The sequence below is a fragment of the Vibrio aestuarianus genome, from assembly GCF_028858425.1.
Lineage (GTDB): Bacteria > Pseudomonadota > Gammaproteobacteria > Enterobacterales > Vibrionaceae > Vibrio > Vibrio aestuarianus.
This window is the reverse complement of sequence record NZ_JAKNYQ010000001.1, coordinates 1597870-1614515: the sequence shown is the minus strand read 5'-3', so window position 1 is coordinate 1614515 and position 16646 is coordinate 1597870. Positions and strand designations below refer to the sequence as shown.

Sequence of the window (16646 nt, the reverse complement as noted above, 5' to 3'; positions counted from 1 at the left end):
GATGAGCGGCCTAAACCGATTACTAACCGAAGAAATAGAAACTAATTATCTAGTTGCCGCTCAAGAAGAAGTTAAAGACTACTTAAAGCTGACAGAGAACGAAAAGCTAAGTACAGCGGATAAACTAAACCTTACTAATAAAGTCTATTTACTCACGCAAAGATATGCTCATGTAAAAGATAACGCCATACAGCCTAGCTCTCTTCGAAAAATACAAGGTAGTTTTAGCAAAACCTTTGAGCATCACAATCTTCAACTAAAGCTATTGGAGCTACTGTTATGCGTGATTGAGAAGAATTTAAAAATAACAGCGCCAGCTATTAGTCAAACTTGCGAGATAAAACAAGATATACCTCTTCTCAAGCCTGATGATTTTTTAATGTCACGTTTACAAGCTAATATTTATGAACTTATTGAAAATGAATCTCAGTTAGCGAGTTTCTTAGATAGCCCACAAAAAAATCAAGCTATCCTCATTATATGGTTAGTATTAAAAGAAGGGATCGACCGTTCTAAAGATGTTAAGGCGATACTAGCTAAAGAATGCAATTTTTATCGAGTCAAAAATCATTGGTTTGTCGAACTAGACAATCAGCGGTATTGGTTGTCATCTATGGCTGAGCTACTACTTACCGCCCATTGGAATGCTAGTCCTACAACCAAAGTCAACGTTATGGGAGAAGTGAATAAACAACTCTATAAAAACCGATTGCTTCCCTTCAATTATGCTCTGAGTTTTATAGACCTACGCGCATTTCTGAAAAATGAGTTCATCCTAACCTCAAGCCCCGTAGAATATTCTGTTTGCCAAGGTGCGTTTAGAACGACCTCCATTTCGCAAATCTCACTGTTTAGATTAGTTTCAGGTCAAAGAGTTCGGCAAGATATCACGAAGGAAGACGACAAAAAAAGTGGAATGACCGTTAGGCAGAAAGTAGCTTGGCTATCTGCTTGCGCTAACTCAGCCCAGCAGTTGAGAAAAAAAACAACGGTTGATCAAGAAGAGGTTACAACAGCTGAACAACTTGAACTCATTAATTACTTTATTAAGCCACTGGTAAAAGCACCTCTTAAAGAAAGTATTAAGATAAACAAGATGTTACAAGATGAACTCAGGGTGTGGCTAGAAACCAATGATATCGCCAAAGCAACGCCATGGAGCTGGTTGGTCTTGTCTTGGTTATATCAGCTACTTAAGTCCGGTGGCAAATATAAAAAACGCCTTCGGTTAACAACCGTTAGAGCCTATGTCACTTATATCGCTGGACCGTTTATCCAAGAATTTTCCGGCTGCGACCCAAAACTAATGGAACATTTAGATTGGGCAGAAAAACTTAACATTATTGCCGAACACATTACTTCCACTAAAAAGGTATACGTCCTCTATTTGGCTGAGTATCTTATTGAAAGCGGGCTTGTGACTAACTTATGTCTATCGGATATCGATATTTCATCTACACCACACGCAATAAGTGCGAACCTAATCACCCAACAAGAAGCAGATAAAATCATTAAAGCATGTGATGAGCTCGACACGCCGACATCTAGGGTGGCTAAGCTATGTTTCTGCTTTGGATTTTATAGTGGGTTACGCCGCGGCGAAATCGCGGGATTACAGTTCGCAGATATCGCTATCGCAGGTAGTCATTATGCAAACCTGCACATTCGACCGAATAAATACCGAGAGTTGAAATCGAGCGAAAGTTCAAGAAACATTCCTCTTGATAGTCTTTGGCCAGAAGCACCCCTGGAGTTTTTGAGCGAATTTATAACCGTCGAGAAAACAAAGTTCACTCGGGGGAAGTCATTAATATTTAGTGACAGCAGTCAGTTGAATGAATCTCTAATTCTGCTTACTAACATTATGAAAATTGTTACCGGCGAGCCAAATATACGCTTTCATCACTGCAGGCACTCTTTTTGTAATTGGACGTGGATTTTACTAAATCCTACCGTGTTAAAAAAACTGTCCGAGGTTCATTTTTGTCAGCACCCATATTTTTCTCTTAATTCGTCTCAAAGGCTGTGCAAGCGTTTAGCAATATCGTCTTTTTCTCGTAAAAAATTATGGGCGCTATCTGGATTACTAGGACACTCTTCACCTGATGTAACTACATCATCTTATTTTCATATCAGTGAGCTTGTTCGACGTACAATATTTGCTAAACACCGCCCGTCACCATCTCTACTTCGCCGATTCTGGGGACAGAGAATACGCATAGATGAACAAGGTAGGTTACTCTCAATACCAGATTCCAAAAAAGAACTTACAAGCGTATATCCGCTCGAATATAAACCTGAAATTGATAAGTCATGTATAAACACTGCTATTCGCGAATTAGTAATTATTCCAAACATGGAATTCAAGCAAAGCGTCTCCTTACGCTCCGTTTGGGATATAATTTGTCTATCGGCTGAAGGACATAAAACAAAGGATGTTTCATACACTTTAGAAATTAATGAGGAGTCAGTCCTGTCAGTTTTACGGACAGACGGACAAATCACTCAATCAACATTACGTCGTTCCAAATATGAACTAGCGCCTTTAGTTAACTATACCAAACTTAACCGAGGCAACATAAAAACAATTAACACTCTCGTAGAACTGTTCGAAACTGCAGAAAAAAAAGAATTAATACCCGCTAATTTTAATTTTGAAGAATTAGCTAAAATACTAGCAGATCTCGTCGCTTCTAAAGACAACCTAATTCGCACCCACAACAAAAACGCCGCCCTTCTACTATTAAAACTGATGCAACTGATAGGTTTAACTGAGCGCCATGTTAAAATTAAGTGGTACTTCCCTAGCGAGAAATTCTGCAATATTAACCAGTTAGATGAATATAAAAAACACCTGAAATTCTGGTATAAAACCATTAGCGGAAAGATTTTTCCTAACATTCACATAGAAGTTATCGTTCCTAAAATATTTTCTGCTCACATAAAAAGCTCAAGAAAATTTAAAACAACCATAAGTGATGACGGTAACTATTTAAAATACCACCCACCAGGCACAATCAGTATCCATATATTACAAGCTAAATTTGATAATGAGCGACATGACGAAAATAGTAATAAGATTCTCATCCCACAAAGGACAAGAGCTTTTGTGAGTTTCCTACGGTTATTGGCTATTTATATAAAATGTAGGAGGGAATGATTTATCGGTAAAGTTTTCATCATACAAACCAAGCATTGAAATCGCTGGTCGTGTAATGGTACGGTTAACTTGGATGGTATTTAAGCCTTATCACTACTTATAAGAAATCTGATATGCCACCAAAACTACAAGTGCAAATCCTCCTCAACAGAAGCTTGAATATGCCAAGATGATGGTTGAAGATGTTTACACCAATCAACAGATACAAGATATCAGTGGTACTTGTTAATCAGCTGTAGTGCGCTGAAAGCGCCAATATAAAGAAGAAATGTTAAGCATGACACCCACTAATAGGAAGGCAAGGTAACAGTAGAAGAGAGGTAAGCGTCGATTTAACCCCACCTACTAATATTTCCGCATGCTCGGCATAGTGATTCCATAACTAAGGAGTCACCATGAACCCATCCAATAAACCTCAGTTCTGGGCTGAAATCATTGAACAGCAGAGCCAAAGTGAGTTATCCATTGTCGCGTTCTGCAAAGCAAATCAATTGACGGAACATACTTTTTATTACTGGCGTAAAAAACTTTACGGCGGGGGTCAATGTCAGCTTGTCCATCCTGTTGTGATCGAAGATAAACCGAAAATAAAAAGCAATATTCAATCGGTAGTGCTCTCACTACCAACAGGAATAACGGCTGAGTTGCCCGCTGAAATGCCAGCACACCAAATCCAGAACTGGTTACAGGCACTGATGTGTTAACACCAAATTCGGGTATTTATCTGGTCTCTGGTATTACCGATATGCGTAAGTCCATTGATGGCCTGTCACTGATTGTTGCTGATGTACTGGACATGGATCCGTTCAGTGAAGCCTGGTTTATCTTCTGCAACCGTGGACGAGATAAAATCAAAATTCTCTTTTGGGATACCAATGGCTTCTGGCTTTATTACCGCCGACTGGAGAAAGGCCGCTTTAAATGGCCGAAACCAAATAAATCGGGTCACGTAGCTATTTCCAGACAGCAGCTTCAGTGGCTATTATCAGGGCTTAATCTGGAGCATCCTAAGGCTCACCAGCCCTTATATGGTCTTGAAGTGTGAGCTAAAACCATGATCGATATAAAGGGCTTGAACGATCCTTTTCCCCTGTCAGACTAACAGCATAATCTTGACCAAGAGCCTGACAAATGAATGACCTTCCTGATGATGTAGAACAACTGAAAGCGATGCTGTTAGCGCTTCAGGAAGCCAACCTGGCTAAGGATAAACTGCTACAGGCTCAGCAAGAAGAAATGGCTGAGCTTAAAACACGGGTGGAACTTCTACTTGAGCAACTCAATCTCAGTAAATCCAAACGGTTCTCTTCCCAAAGTGAAAAGGTGGCTAAAGGTACCTTTAACGAAGCAGAGCAGCAAAATGCGTTGAACAAGCCAGCCCATCATAAAAAAGGACGTAAGCCTTTACCCGAAGAGTTAGAGCGGGAAGTTCAGGTGCATACGCTGAATGCGCCACACTGCGAATGTTGCGGTCATGAACTGCATAAGTGTGGCGTGGAGACTTCGGAAGAGCTGAAGATCATCCCTCAGAGAATCAGTGTGCTCCGTCATGAACGAACCAAATATGCTTGCCGCCAGTGCGAGCATACCGAAATCAGTAGTAAGATAGTGACAGCTCCAAGACCCGCTAGCATGATCCCCAAAAGTATCGGCAGCCCAGAAACCTTCGCCGCCATCGTTACAGCAAAATATGTGGATGCATTACCGTTATACAGACAGGTTGATATCCTCAAACGCGGTAATATCGATATCAGCCGAGGTACTTTGGCAAACTGGTGCGTTCAGTTAGGGAGTAAAATTGACGTCATTATCGACCAGATGAAAGCCCGTCTGTTATCAGAAAGCCTTATCTGCGCAGATGAAACCACGGTACAGGTGCTATCGGAGCCAGGAAAGACAGCTCAGAGTCAATCCTACATGTGGGTCTACCGAAGTGGCGAGTTCCATACGACTCCCGTAGTCATCTACGATTACCAACCGAGTCGAAGTGCAAATTGTGTAAAAACCTTCTTGGGTGACTACTCCGGGTATCTACTGTCAGATGGATATCCTGCCTATGACACACTGAAAACAGTAACACAAGCGGGTTGCATGGCACATGTGAGACGTAAGTTCACCGATGCTCAAAAAGCCCAACCAACAAAGAAAGTGGGCCGTGTAGAGAAAGCGTTGAACTATATTGGAAAACTCTACGGCATTGAACGGGAAGTCAGAGAGCTAAGTCCAGAAATACGACAGCAGATTAGGCAACAAAAATCCAGCCCCGTTCTTGATGAGTTCCACAAATGGCTGGTCGGAATCAAAGAAACACAATTACCTAAGGGAAAGCTCGGGGTTGCTATCAACTATACGATAAACCAGTGGCCAAAACTCCTTACCTATCTGGCAGACGGAAATATCAGCATCGATAATAACGTGACTGAAAGAGATGTGCGTCCGTTTACGACTGGGCGCAAAAATTGGATGTTCTCAACTTCAGTTGGCGGAGCAAAGGCCAGTGCAAACCTCTATAGCCTAGTCATGACTTGTCGCGCTAACGATATCAATCCGTACTTCTACTTCGTGCACCTGTTCAGGGAATTACCGAAGCGCTCTTCAAGTGATGATCTGACCGATCTTATGCCATGGAATGTAGAAATCCGTGAGGCTGAATAAGGCCTCACTGGTTAATTAAGCGTTTACGAAGAGAGTGTTAAAGGCATGCTTAATGTTATCCACAATTTAAAACTTAAACATTCAGGTTCATTTTTTGTCTACGATGGTACTCAATTGCCATGGTAAGCCTAGTAGTTACGTCACAAACAAACTCTAAGGTTAGGTTATGCTTTTAACCTTTATAGTTTTAATCCTTTCTATTGTCGCTTTGCTCGGATGGTATTTACACAAAGTCTCCCGTGATATTTCCCAAATTGACTGGGAGTGGGGTGATGATGAAATTCTATAAATTGATATTGCCTGCATCTATGGCTAATCAGATTACATATTAGGGAAAACTGCGAGATTTCTCTGATACTGAATAAATACTTTAACGCGAAATGGTACAGAAACAAGCCAACTTTAACCTCGCTGACTTGGTGCAACAAAAATGAAGTGCGGAAGTCAATGTAGTGAGCGGTGAGTACTCGCCATTCGCGTGCTTTGCGATGGTCTATTCCACATAAGAACCAAAAAAGCGAGCACAAAACTCGCCTTTATCTATTTGATTTTAAATGTAATTATAGCAAATCAACAGACTACTGGGCAATGACGAATTCTTCGTTAGTTGGTTTTCTATTGGTATCACAAATGCTTTAATGCACCACCTGAAACACTTTTGGACAGAACCTCGTCAATGAGTTTGCTAAATTAGAGGTTCAGTTATAACTTTAAGTATTGAAAAATAGCTTTTACTTATCTACTTGGGTTAAGTAAGCAATTCTTACATAATTGTCATAATGGTAGATAAATTTTAGATGTCAGATAATAATTACACCCTAATCACAAGGTGGAGACAGATGAATTAGTGCTAATCCTCCTAATGACGTTTCTCGATACTTTTTGTTCATGTCCTTGCCAGTTTGGTACATGGTTTCAATTACCTTATCTAAAGAGATCAGGCATTTGCTGTTACGTTTGAGTGCCATACGAGAGGCGTTAATCGCTTTCATCGCTCCCATGGCATTACGCTCAATGCACGGCACCTGAACCAAGCCCCCTATGGGGTCACATGTCATACCCAATGAGTGTTCCATGGCAATCTCAGCAGCAATACAAATCTGCTCATTGCTACCACCTCGAAGTGCGGTCAAGCCTGCTGCCGCCATAGAAGAAGAGACCCCCACTTCGCCCTGACACCCTACTTCGGCCCCTGAGATCGATGCATTGGTTTTGTACAAAATGCCAATCGCACCAGACACGGCGAGAAAATCCTTTAACTGTTTTGTATCTAGCTCTTTGATAAAACGATGGTAATACATTAGCACTGCTGGAATAACACCCGCCGCGCCATTGGTCGGAGACGTCACGACTTGGCCGCCAGCGGCGTTTTCTTCACTTACGGCAAACGCAAACAGGTTTATCCAATCCATGATTTCCATTGGGTCGTTTTCGACCGCAGCGTTTGCTTCGAGCTTTTTCAACAAATTTGGCGCACGGCGAGTGACATTCAAACCACCATCAAGAATACCTTCCGTTTCGAAACCGCGTTCCATGCAACGCGTCATCACACGCCAGATCTGTTCTGCGCGCTGATTGATGGCTTCCATATCCTGAAACGCTTGTTCGTTTTTCAGAATCATGCCGCCTATGCTCATACCGTTCTTCTCTGCTTGTGCCAACATTTCGTCTGCGCTGGAGAATGGGAACTCAACCTCTACGGGTGCACTCGCACTGCCATTTTGCAGTTCATCCGCCGTTGCGATAAAACCACCACCGATAGAGTAGTAAGTTTCAAAACCAACCTGATTGCCGTGCGCATCTAACGCAGTAATCGTCATGCCATTCTCATGCAAAGGAAGGTTTTCTTCATGGAACAACATATCCGTTTTGTAGTTGAATTCAATTTCATGACGGCCATCGACAGACATCATGCCCTCTTCAATCGCCTTGCGCATCGCTCTGTTCGCGGAAGCAATTTTGATGGTATCTGGCTTGTTACCCAACAGACCCAAAATCGTTGCACGGTCAGTATGGTGACCAATCCCCGTTAACGAAAGTGAGCCGAATAAATCGACTTGAATACGAACCACTTTTGCCAAGTTCGATTCAATCAAACGTGTGAAGCGGTAACCCGCGATCATTGGACCATTAGTGTGAGAGCTAGAAGGACCAACACCAATCTTGTAAATATCAAAGATGGACAGCATAAACTTACCTATTACGACAATACAGCATAAAGCCAATCAGGGAGAACCATACAAGCAGCAATGGTCGCCACGGCGAACACCAATAGCCCGTAATGGCTTGCAGTTGGCTTTGCAAAAAGATGTTTTTGATTATTGATAAAGATTTGTTGCTCGGCAGTCACTGAGCCCCAACGACGGCTCACTAACACACCAAACACAAGGAAGACAAACGTACCGATAGGCGCAAACCAAGGCCACGCTACATTAAGCGACATTGCAACAAATACCGCAATGACGCTCATAACACTGCCGATCACAATGCCGCTTTCATTGGCTTTGGTCCAGAATAGCCCCAGAACAAATGAACCCAAGCGAATGCCGACAAATATTGAGGTTAAACTGGCGATAGTTTTGAGCACAGATTCGTTCGACACTGCAAGGAACGCAGGCACAACAACCATCGCTGCCGACAATAGACCCATTTTCCTTGCAACTCGCTCATAATGTTGGTCACTGGCATTATTGCGAACAAACCGTTTGTAGATATCAAACGTGGCAACGGTTGCCATTGAGTTATAAGAGGAGTCTAACGTTGACATCGCTGCCGCCGCGAGTGCAGAGATGACTAAACCGACGACTATTGGATTGGTATGGTTGAAGACAAAATCCAAAATCACTTCATTACTGTTCTCAAAGGATTGGTCTTGATAAAAAACGCTCAGCAGCACGCCAAGCACAGCAAAGAAAAGGTAAATGAAAAAAGAGCCGTAGCCACACAATAACATGGACTTCTGTGCCGTCTTTTCGCATTTTGTCGCCAACGTGCGTTGGATAATCAACTGATTGGTACCATACACACTTAAATGCAGAAAGCTCACCGCAACAACGCCTGCCCACAATGTGGTATCCACGCCTAAATCAAAGTCTAAGTTGATGATATTCAATTGGTTACGAGAAAGGTAATCTGCTGTATTAATCTCAGTGATTAGAATGGAAAAGATGGCGATACTGCCCGCAACCAACACTGCGGATTGCAGCATATCGGTCCAAATAACCGTGGAAATACCACCTGCATAGGTATAGCAAGCGGTGAAAATACTGATGTAGATAATGGCTTCCGAAATACTGATTGGCAGAACTTGCACCAATATCAGTGCTACCGCGTACAGAATCACTCCCGCAGAAATGCATTGAACCACAATAAAGACAATCGAATTGATGGTTCTTGCATATACCCCAAAGCGGTGCTCTAAGTATTCATAAATCGAGGTTAGGCCAAGCTTATAAAACACCGGAACAAAGAAAACCACAGCGAAAAAGATCACTATTGGATAGTTTAAGTGAACGCTCATCGCTTCCATGCCAGAGCTATAAACCCAGCCCGGCATACCAACGAACGTCATTGCGCTGATGTAGGTTGCAAGAATCGACACACCTGCTGTAAACCAACCAAACTGTTTTCCACCAGTCGAAAAGTCGCCACCGACGCTATAGCGCCTATTTACTAAGTAGCTGATAAACAAAGTAGTTAGCACATAAAGAGCAATAACCACAAAACTTGAGTACGTAACCATTTTAGATTCCGTTTATTGTCTGTCGCAAAATAATTCGCCTCCAATAGTACTCATAAATGGATACTTCCCCTAAAAAATCCACAATAAGTGTGACTATCATCACTAACATAGACAATTAAACGTTCAATTCGACCCATAAATCACAAACATGTGGGAAAATGAGATCAAGATCACCAAACCACCCAAAATGGGTTCGTACTCATTTTAAAATTGACTTTGATCACAGATCTAATAACCACAAAAATTCTATTATCTCTCCCGAAATGAAGACGGTGTGATGAAGCTTAAGAATCACCACACAATAATCAACACTACAAACACCCTATATAAAATAAAGGTTTATCGGTCATGACTACTAAAAAACACATGAGCGAAGTTCCTATGATTCAAAGGGTAGCTGCTTATCTTGCAATTCTAGTTGGCTACTTTTTCTATTGTTATAACTTTGTGATTATTGACTACGTACGCCCATACATCGTTGATGCGTATGATGGTATTAACTTGGCGGATACCGCTCAGTTCTATACATGGCAGTCGGTTGGTGCACTTATTGGTGCTCTAAGCTGTGCATGGGTGGCATCAAACTTTGGTAAGAAGTCGACTCTTATTGTCATCACAGCACTGAACGGCGGTGCAACCATCATCAACATGATGTTTACTGACTACGCTATGTGGGCAGCGATGCGTTTCATTATCGGTATTTCTTTAGGTGGTTACTTCACGGTAGCTGTAAGCTTGATGATCGGCCTCTTTACACCAACGGTTCGCGGTAAGTTAACCGCATTCGCTTCTTCTATGTTCTCTGTGGCTCTGATGGCAATGGGTGCGTACGCAGCGTTTATCTCTAGCATTGACGCTCCTTGGCAGAGCCTAATGTGGGTAGGTGGTATTCCTCCTTTAGTTGCCGCTGCATTAATGATCTTCGTCCTGCCTAGCGACAAGAAAGTGATCGCTTACGGCGAAGAAGGACAAGCTGAAGCTGAAGCGTCAAACACACCAGCACAAAAAGGTTCTTGGGGCGAAATGCTAAGCGCGCCTTACCGCAAGCTAACCATCACTTGTCTATTACTGGCGGGCCTTAACTTCTACGGCTACCAATTCTTCTCTGGCTTCGTGACAACTTACCTAAAAGAAGTTCGCCAGTTTGACGGTTCAACTATCGGTATCATCTTCTCTATCTCTGCATTCGGTTCTCTATTCGGTGCTTGGGTATGGGGCGCAATCGCGGATAAGTACGGCCGTAAAGTGAACGCGTTTGGTTTCATCCTTGCGGGTGTAATGGCTTCAGTATTCTTCGTAGCGCCAAGCGACGTGATGATCGGCAGCCTAAACATGCTGGCTATCCTAGGTCTTATCTATAACTTCGGCCTAGCAGCTTCTGCGGTATGGGGTGGTTACTTCTCTGAATTGTTCCCAGCTCACCTACGTAGCTTCGGTGCAGCACTGTTCCACGGCGGTCGTATCATCGGCATGTGGGCACCAATGGTGTTGGTATTCATCCAAGAGCGCAGCGACCTTGCGACAGCAATGTGGGGCTCACCAATCGTATGGATTGTTGCTGGTCTACTGTGGCTATCTCTACCAGAAACACTGAAAGGCGGTATCTTCGACAAAAACAAAAAAGCGGAAACAGCAAAAGCTTAATCCCCTTTGGTTGAAGGTCTCTCAGGCAAGAAACAAACATCAATCCGGCTGAATAGTCAGCCGGTAACAAAATCCAAATCGAGTCCTGTTCCGAATGTTGACTCGACAACACAAAGAGAAATTATTATGTCTAAATATCAAGAAGCGAAACGCGTTGTACGTGAATACTTCAGCGCAATGGAAAACGCAACTCACGAGAACGTGGCAGAAGTACTAAAAACACATACTTCAGAAGATTACCTATGGCGTGGTGTTTACCCATTCCGTGAGCAACAAGGCGCTCAAGCAGCGGCTGACGTGTTCTGGGCTCCTTTGATGAAATCAATGACTCGCATGCAGCGTCGTCAAGACATCTTCATCGGTGGTGAGAACGAAGTAACATCAGGTGAAATTTGGGTAATGAGCATGGGTCACTTCATGGGTCTATTCGACGCTGAATACCTAGGCATGCGCCCAACAGGCAAGATCATGAACATCCGTTACGCAGAATTTAACTGTGTTGAAAACGGCAAAATCACTAAAACTGGCTTGTTCCTAGATCTACTTGGTGCGATGGATCAAGCGGGTTGCTACCCACTACCACCATCAACAGGTAAGCACTTCGTATATCCTGGGCCTCGTAACCACGACGGTCTGCTGTTCGAAGACGCAGCACCAGAAGAAGGCGTAGCAACACTAGCACTAGTGAACAAGATGGTTGATGACCTATCTGCACTAAACGACAGCGGCGCAATGGGATGCCCACCAGAAGTTCTTGAGAAGAGCTGGTCTAAAGACATGATCTGGTACGGTCCATGTGGTATCGGTGCGTCTTACACAATCCCTCGTTACCAACAGCAGCACCAATTGCCGTTCCGTAACAACCTAAAAGACAAGAAGTTTAACGGCCACGTATGTCGTTTCGCAGAAGGTAACTTCTCTTGTTTCTTCGGCTGGCCAAACCTATCTAACACGCCAATCGGTGGTTTCCTAGGTATGACAGGTGGTGAAGTACGTGCAGACATGCAAGTGGTTGACGTTTACTACCGTGACGGCGACAAGCTATCTGAGAACTGGGTACTGATCGACCTTCCTTATTGGCTAAAACAGCAAGGTCTAGACGTGTTCGAGCGTACTCAACAGATCCTAAACCCTTCTCTATAAGAAGCCCTAGGGGCGGATTGTCAACCCGCCTTTATGTTGCCTGAATCCCCTCTCGGTTCAGGTGACATGCTCCCAACTCGTGCCTCAAGGATGGGGCATAACCTCAAGATAGAACCCTTATTCAAAACGGGCATGAACGCACGGTGGCTTTCTGCACCCTGAATAATGAGATTGATGATGAAAAAGTCGACCCTTTCTGCAGTGATTTTAGCAGCGCTTACTTCTAGCTCAGCCTTTGCTGCACACACTTTTGTTAATGACGCTGGCGACAGCCTAACCATCGATGGCCGTTTCGATCTTCGCTACCAAGACCGTGGCGGTGATGACAACGGCGAATGGAACAGCGGCAGCTCACGTTTCGGTTTGAAAGGCCAAATGGGTCTGGATAACGGCTGGACTGGTTTCGGTCACGCGGAATGGGGCTACAACTCTGGCGCGAACGGCGACAACATTTACGATCGCTTGCTATACGCAGGTGTTGATCACGAAAAATACGGCAAGATTGCTGCGGGTACTAAGCAGTGGTCTACCTTCTACGACGTAGCATGGTACACCGACTTAGGTCGTGTATTCGGCACTCGTGGCTCAGGTGTTTACAACCTAGCTGACTGGGGTATCGCATCAGGTGCTGGTCGTGCAGAAAACTCAATTACGTACCGAAATTCAATTAATGAAAAAGTGAGCTACGGCTTTACTTACCAAACCACGCGTGAAGATGTCGCTCTAGCAAACAATGCGACAGCCTCACTGAAAAACGGCATGGGTGCGTCGATCACTTACAAACCCGTTGATGGCATAACACTTGGTGCGGCTTACCATCAAAATGAAGTTACCGATCTAGACGCAAGAGTGGTTGGAGTAGAAAACGGCGACAACATGCGCATCATGCTACTGGGCGCAAACTACAGCAACGGTGGCTTTTACGCGGGTGCGACTTTCCACGTTGGCGAAAACTGGGAAGCGGTAAGCCAAGGCGGTACGGACCTGATGTTCGATACCCTAGGTGGCGAAATCTACACTTACTACCACTTCGACAACGGCCTACGCCCAACGTTGAACTACAACTACATGGAAGATCGTGGTGACGAGACGCAAGGTTACGAGCGTAACTTGCTGATTCCTGGTCTTGAATACCACTTCCAGAAGAACAAATTCCTAGTTTGGACTGAATACCAGTTCGACCTAGGTAAAGATCAGTACGATGGCAGCAAATTCGAAAACCGTGATGATCAATTCGCGGCAGGTATTCGCTACTACTTCTGATAACCACGAGATAAGTTATTCCGGTTACATAACTTATCCGATTCAGTGGAAATGGGAAATAAGAGCAAGCCTTACCTTTTTGGGTAAGGCTTTTTTCATATACTAAATATGAAATGTGACTTGGGTTCTACCCAAATTACACCACCAAAGGCAAACTAACCCATTATTTACTTAAATCTTGCTTATTTCCATTTATGACTACGTACCTATTTGTGTTACCCTAGTCACAGTTAAACTGACTTATGAATCAACTCACATGAATCCTGCAAAACAAACCGTAACATCGAAGGACGTCGCCAAACTGGCTGGCGTTTCTCAATCTACTGTATCGCGTGTGTTTGTTCCGGGTAGCTCAGTGTCAGAAAAGACCAAGCAAAAGGTCTTCGAAGCCGCGAAATCCCTAAACTACCGTCCAAATGCTTTTGCACGTAGCCTGACCACAAACGAATCTAAGTTGATCGGTTTGGTATTCCCAGATGCGGACTACCCTATCCACATGAAAACACTTCAATTAATTTCAAGTGAATTGCAGAAGCAAGGCTACTCAGCGGTGTTGATTCCATGGCAAGTGGATGATGAAGACAACCACTCGATCCCAAACATCTTCCAATACCGAGTAGATGGTGTGATCGCCGCTTCGGCCACCTTCAACAAATCACTTTATGAAGAGTGTGAAGAGTTCAATATCCCTATAGTTCAGTACGCACGCGTCGTAGAAGGCACCAAGAGCAGTTACGTCATCAGTGACAACTACGAAGCGGGCCAACAGGCCGCACAAGTGTTACACGATAGCGGTGTGGAAAATGCGGTTTACCTGACAGGTGAAGTGCCAACGTTTACCAACGACGAACGCCAAAGTGGCTTCTGCTCAGAGTTTGAAGATCTAACAGGTAAAACGCCGCGCATCATTGAAGCAAGCTACGACTATGCAGGTTCACTGGATAAAGTACGTGCCATGCTGGCCGATAAGAATCGTCCGGAAGCCGTGTTCTGCGCGACAGACAACCTTGCAATGGCTGTTATGGACATTGCGCGTATCGAATGTGGTATTCGCATACCTCAAGATCTGAAAGTCATCGGATTCGACAACATTCCACAAACGGAATGGTTGAGCTACCAACTGACCACTTTCCGCCAAGACTTCCGTCGTCTCGCTCGTGAATGTGTAAAGATCATCGTTGATCAAATAAAAAATAAAAACAGTAGCTTGGTGAAGATGATGGTGCCGGTCAAATTGGTTAAAAGAAGTACTACGTTGTAAGGCATTGCCCTTGATACTCTAGAGTTTTGCTAATTAATAGGTATGGAGTCAAGAGTTCGATGGGCATTTACACTAAACAATTTCGGGGCATAACCAAGCCAACACTAACTTCACTAACTAAGGGGCAATTACAGAAGTCAATGTAGTGAGTAATCGCTGTGTCGCCATTCGCGCGCTTTGCGGTGATCTATCCAACATATGATCACAAAAAAAAGCGAGCACCAAGCTCGCTCATATTTGTTTGATTTTAAATGTAATTACAGCAATTCAACCGACTACTGGGCAATGCCGAATTCTTCGTTATTGGGTTTCTATTAGTATCGCATCTACTCATAGGAATTTGGACATTTCCAAGTTGCGTTATTGCTAATTTAGCAAATAATGCATTCTCAAAAATATACCCAAAGTCGCTTCCAAATAGTAAACAGCATTATCCGGAAGCCACTTTGTACTAGCGAACAGAATCGACAATTCGCCGACTTTAAAAACAGATTAGGCCAGAAAAACTTCTAGTCATTGAACTGAACAAAAATCGGTTCAATGTTCAGTTTTAAGTGCTCAAAACTGTAGACGTCTGCTGTGATATCTTGACTCCAATAACCTTGAGTTTTTTCATCCTGATTAAAGGTAAGTCTAACCCCTTGATTCTTTCCATCTAGAACCCACGATACTGCTTGTGCCGCACTTTTATTGTCTAATAAATTAAAACCAATGAACTCATCTAAGTTTCTATTCGAACTCATGATACCGCTGACTGATGCACTGGGTACGTCAAAATACTCATGACCCACGGTTTTATAGCTTTTAGGACGAGATTTATAAACATGTGAGGATAGGTTGTATTCATCGCCTGGCTGCAAATAACTTAAACGAATATTTGACACTTTGAGTGGGTATTGATTCTGTGTGTGTTTCGCCGAACTCACATCAACGACTGTAACCCCCCCTTGCCCTACAACGGTTGCAATATCATTCTTGACAACCATGGCTGTACCTTCGTCTACGCCATAACCTGGCTGACTATCAGCCTGTTCCAGCAAAGAGACTATCAAGCGCCCTAAACGGGCTTTGCGGTCAAAGTGCTGATCGATAGTACCGTAGGTGAAGAAGTTAACACCTTTACGAGTGACGACAGGTCCATATTCTTGCTCATCCATGCTCGTATAGTCCTGTTTAAAGCCTTCGAACAATGCGCCTGTACTGTTTCCACCAGCGATCATGGTTTCTGACATAATCGCCGCGCCCGCACTTGTTCCCCCAATAACGCCTCCGTTATGGAACACTTCTCGAATTGAACCGAGCACTTCCGTATCCGTCCCATCTTTATTAAGTAAAACTTTGGTGATTAAGGTTTGATCTCCACCGACAAACCATATGGCGTTCAACTTCTTCACGTCATTTGCCAATTGTGTATCGTTACCATTGGCTACCCATGTCGATTCATCCGTATCTTTTGTTTTTTTGTCATCTTTTACTGCAAGCGGTAGCAATACGACATGATTTTTACTGACACCAAGTTGAGAGAAGATTTCTTGTAGCTGGATAAAATTTTTGTTAATTGAGCCTGTCGCTGCGGGCACAATACCAATTCTCACCTCGTCGCTATCGACCGAGTTAACAAATGTTTCATAAACGTCCATTGTCGCTGAAGATAACGCACCTCCAGCAATCACTAACGTCCCATGCTGTTCTTCCGCAGCGGCAGGGAGTGCCAGTGTCATAGCGAGTGTTACAGTAATTACATGTTGTTTCATAGGGAGTTCCTTTTCATCAAATGA

The 16646-nt window shown here is 43.5% G+C and carries 11 protein-coding genes and 2 pseudogenes; 10 read left to right on the top strand and 3 right to left on the bottom strand.

Annotated features, from left to right (window positions below; all coding sequences use genetic code 11):
- Nucleotide 1 precedes the first annotated feature (1 nt).
- The 6 genes and pseudogenes from MCT08_RS07605 to MCT08_RS18620 form a co-directional block, all read left to right on the top strand.
- Nucleotides 2-3160 (top strand): tyrosine-type recombinase/integrase, encoded by a 3159-nt coding sequence (locus tag MCT08_RS07605; RefSeq protein ID WP_274678171.1) that lies wholly within the window; start codon nt 2-4, stop codon nt 3158-3160.
- A 113-nt stretch (nt 3161-3273) separates the two neighbouring features.
- A pseudogene (locus MCT08_RS07600) lies at nt 3274-3404 on the top strand (IS3-like element ISVa4 family transposase); the annotation flags it as partial.
- A gap of 151 nt (nt 3405-3555) precedes the next feature.
- Nucleotides 3556-3864: an IS66 family insertion sequence element accessory protein TnpA gene (gene tnpA, locus MCT08_RS07595; protein WP_274678170.1), complete on the top strand. Its 309-nt coding sequence runs from the start codon at nt 3556-3558 to the stop codon at nt 3862-3864.
- Entirely contained in the window at nt 3858-4205 is a 348-nt protein-coding gene (gene tnpB, locus MCT08_RS07590) for an IS66 family insertion sequence element accessory protein TnpB (protein ID WP_168524632.1), read from the top strand. The genes tnpA and tnpB overlap by 7 nt, the downstream gene beginning before the upstream one ends.
- Nucleotides 4206-4291: 86 nt before the next feature.
- Entirely contained in the window at nt 4292-5815 is a 1524-nt protein-coding gene (tnpC, locus tag MCT08_RS07585) for an IS66 family transposase (RefSeq protein WP_274678169.1), read from the top strand.
- A 27-nt stretch (nt 5816-5842) separates the two neighbouring features.
- Nucleotides 5843-5941 (top strand): annotated as a pseudogene (locus MCT08_RS18620) (SDR family oxidoreductase); the annotation flags it as partial.
- 692 nt (nt 5942-6633) lie between these two features.
- Here MCT08_RS18620 and MCT08_RS07580 read toward each other — a convergent pair.
- Together MCT08_RS07580 and MCT08_RS07575 are read right to left on the bottom strand one after the other, a co-directional pair.
- Nucleotides 6634-8004, bottom strand: a complete 1371-nt coding sequence (locus MCT08_RS07580) for an L-serine ammonia-lyase (protein ID WP_168521950.1) — start codon at nt 8002-8004, stop codon at nt 6634-6636.
- 11 nt (nt 8005-8015) lie between these two features.
- Complete coding sequence (locus tag MCT08_RS07575) at nt 8016-9557, bottom strand: sodium:solute symporter family protein (protein WP_274678168.1); 1542 nt, start codon at nt 9555-9557, stop codon at nt 8016-8018.
- Nucleotides 9558-9905: 348 nt separating this feature from the next.
- Between MCT08_RS07575 and MCT08_RS07570 the strand changes: the two genes are divergently transcribed.
- From MCT08_RS07570 to MCT08_RS07555, 4 genes are all read left to right on the top strand, one after another.
- Nucleotides 9906-11201 (top strand): MFS transporter, encoded by a 1296-nt coding sequence (locus MCT08_RS07570; protein WP_274678167.1) that lies wholly within the window; start codon nt 9906-9908, stop codon nt 11199-11201.
- A 126-nt stretch (nt 11202-11327) separates the two neighbouring features.
- On the top strand, nt 11328-12344 hold the full coding sequence (locus MCT08_RS07565) for a nuclear transport factor 2 family protein (protein ID WP_274678166.1): 1017 nt from the start codon (nt 11328-11330) through the stop codon (nt 12342-12344).
- A gap of 177 nt (nt 12345-12521) precedes the next feature.
- On the top strand, nt 12522-13607 hold the full coding sequence (locus tag MCT08_RS07560; RefSeq protein ID WP_274678165.1) for a porin: 1086 nt from the start codon (nt 12522-12524) through the stop codon (nt 13605-13607).
- Between the two features lie 256 nt (nt 13608-13863).
- Nucleotides 13864-14868, top strand: coding sequence for a LacI family DNA-binding transcriptional regulator (locus MCT08_RS07555; protein ID WP_274678164.1), 1005 nt, complete (start codon nt 13864-13866; stop codon nt 14866-14868).
- Nucleotides 14869-15377: 509 nt separating this feature from the next.
- Here the strand turns inward: MCT08_RS07555 and MCT08_RS07550 are convergent.
- Nucleotides 15378-16622, bottom strand: a complete 1245-nt coding sequence (locus tag MCT08_RS07550; protein WP_274678163.1) for a cyanophycinase — start codon at nt 16620-16622, stop codon at nt 15378-15380.
- Between the last annotated feature and the right edge of the window lie 24 nt (nt 16623-16646).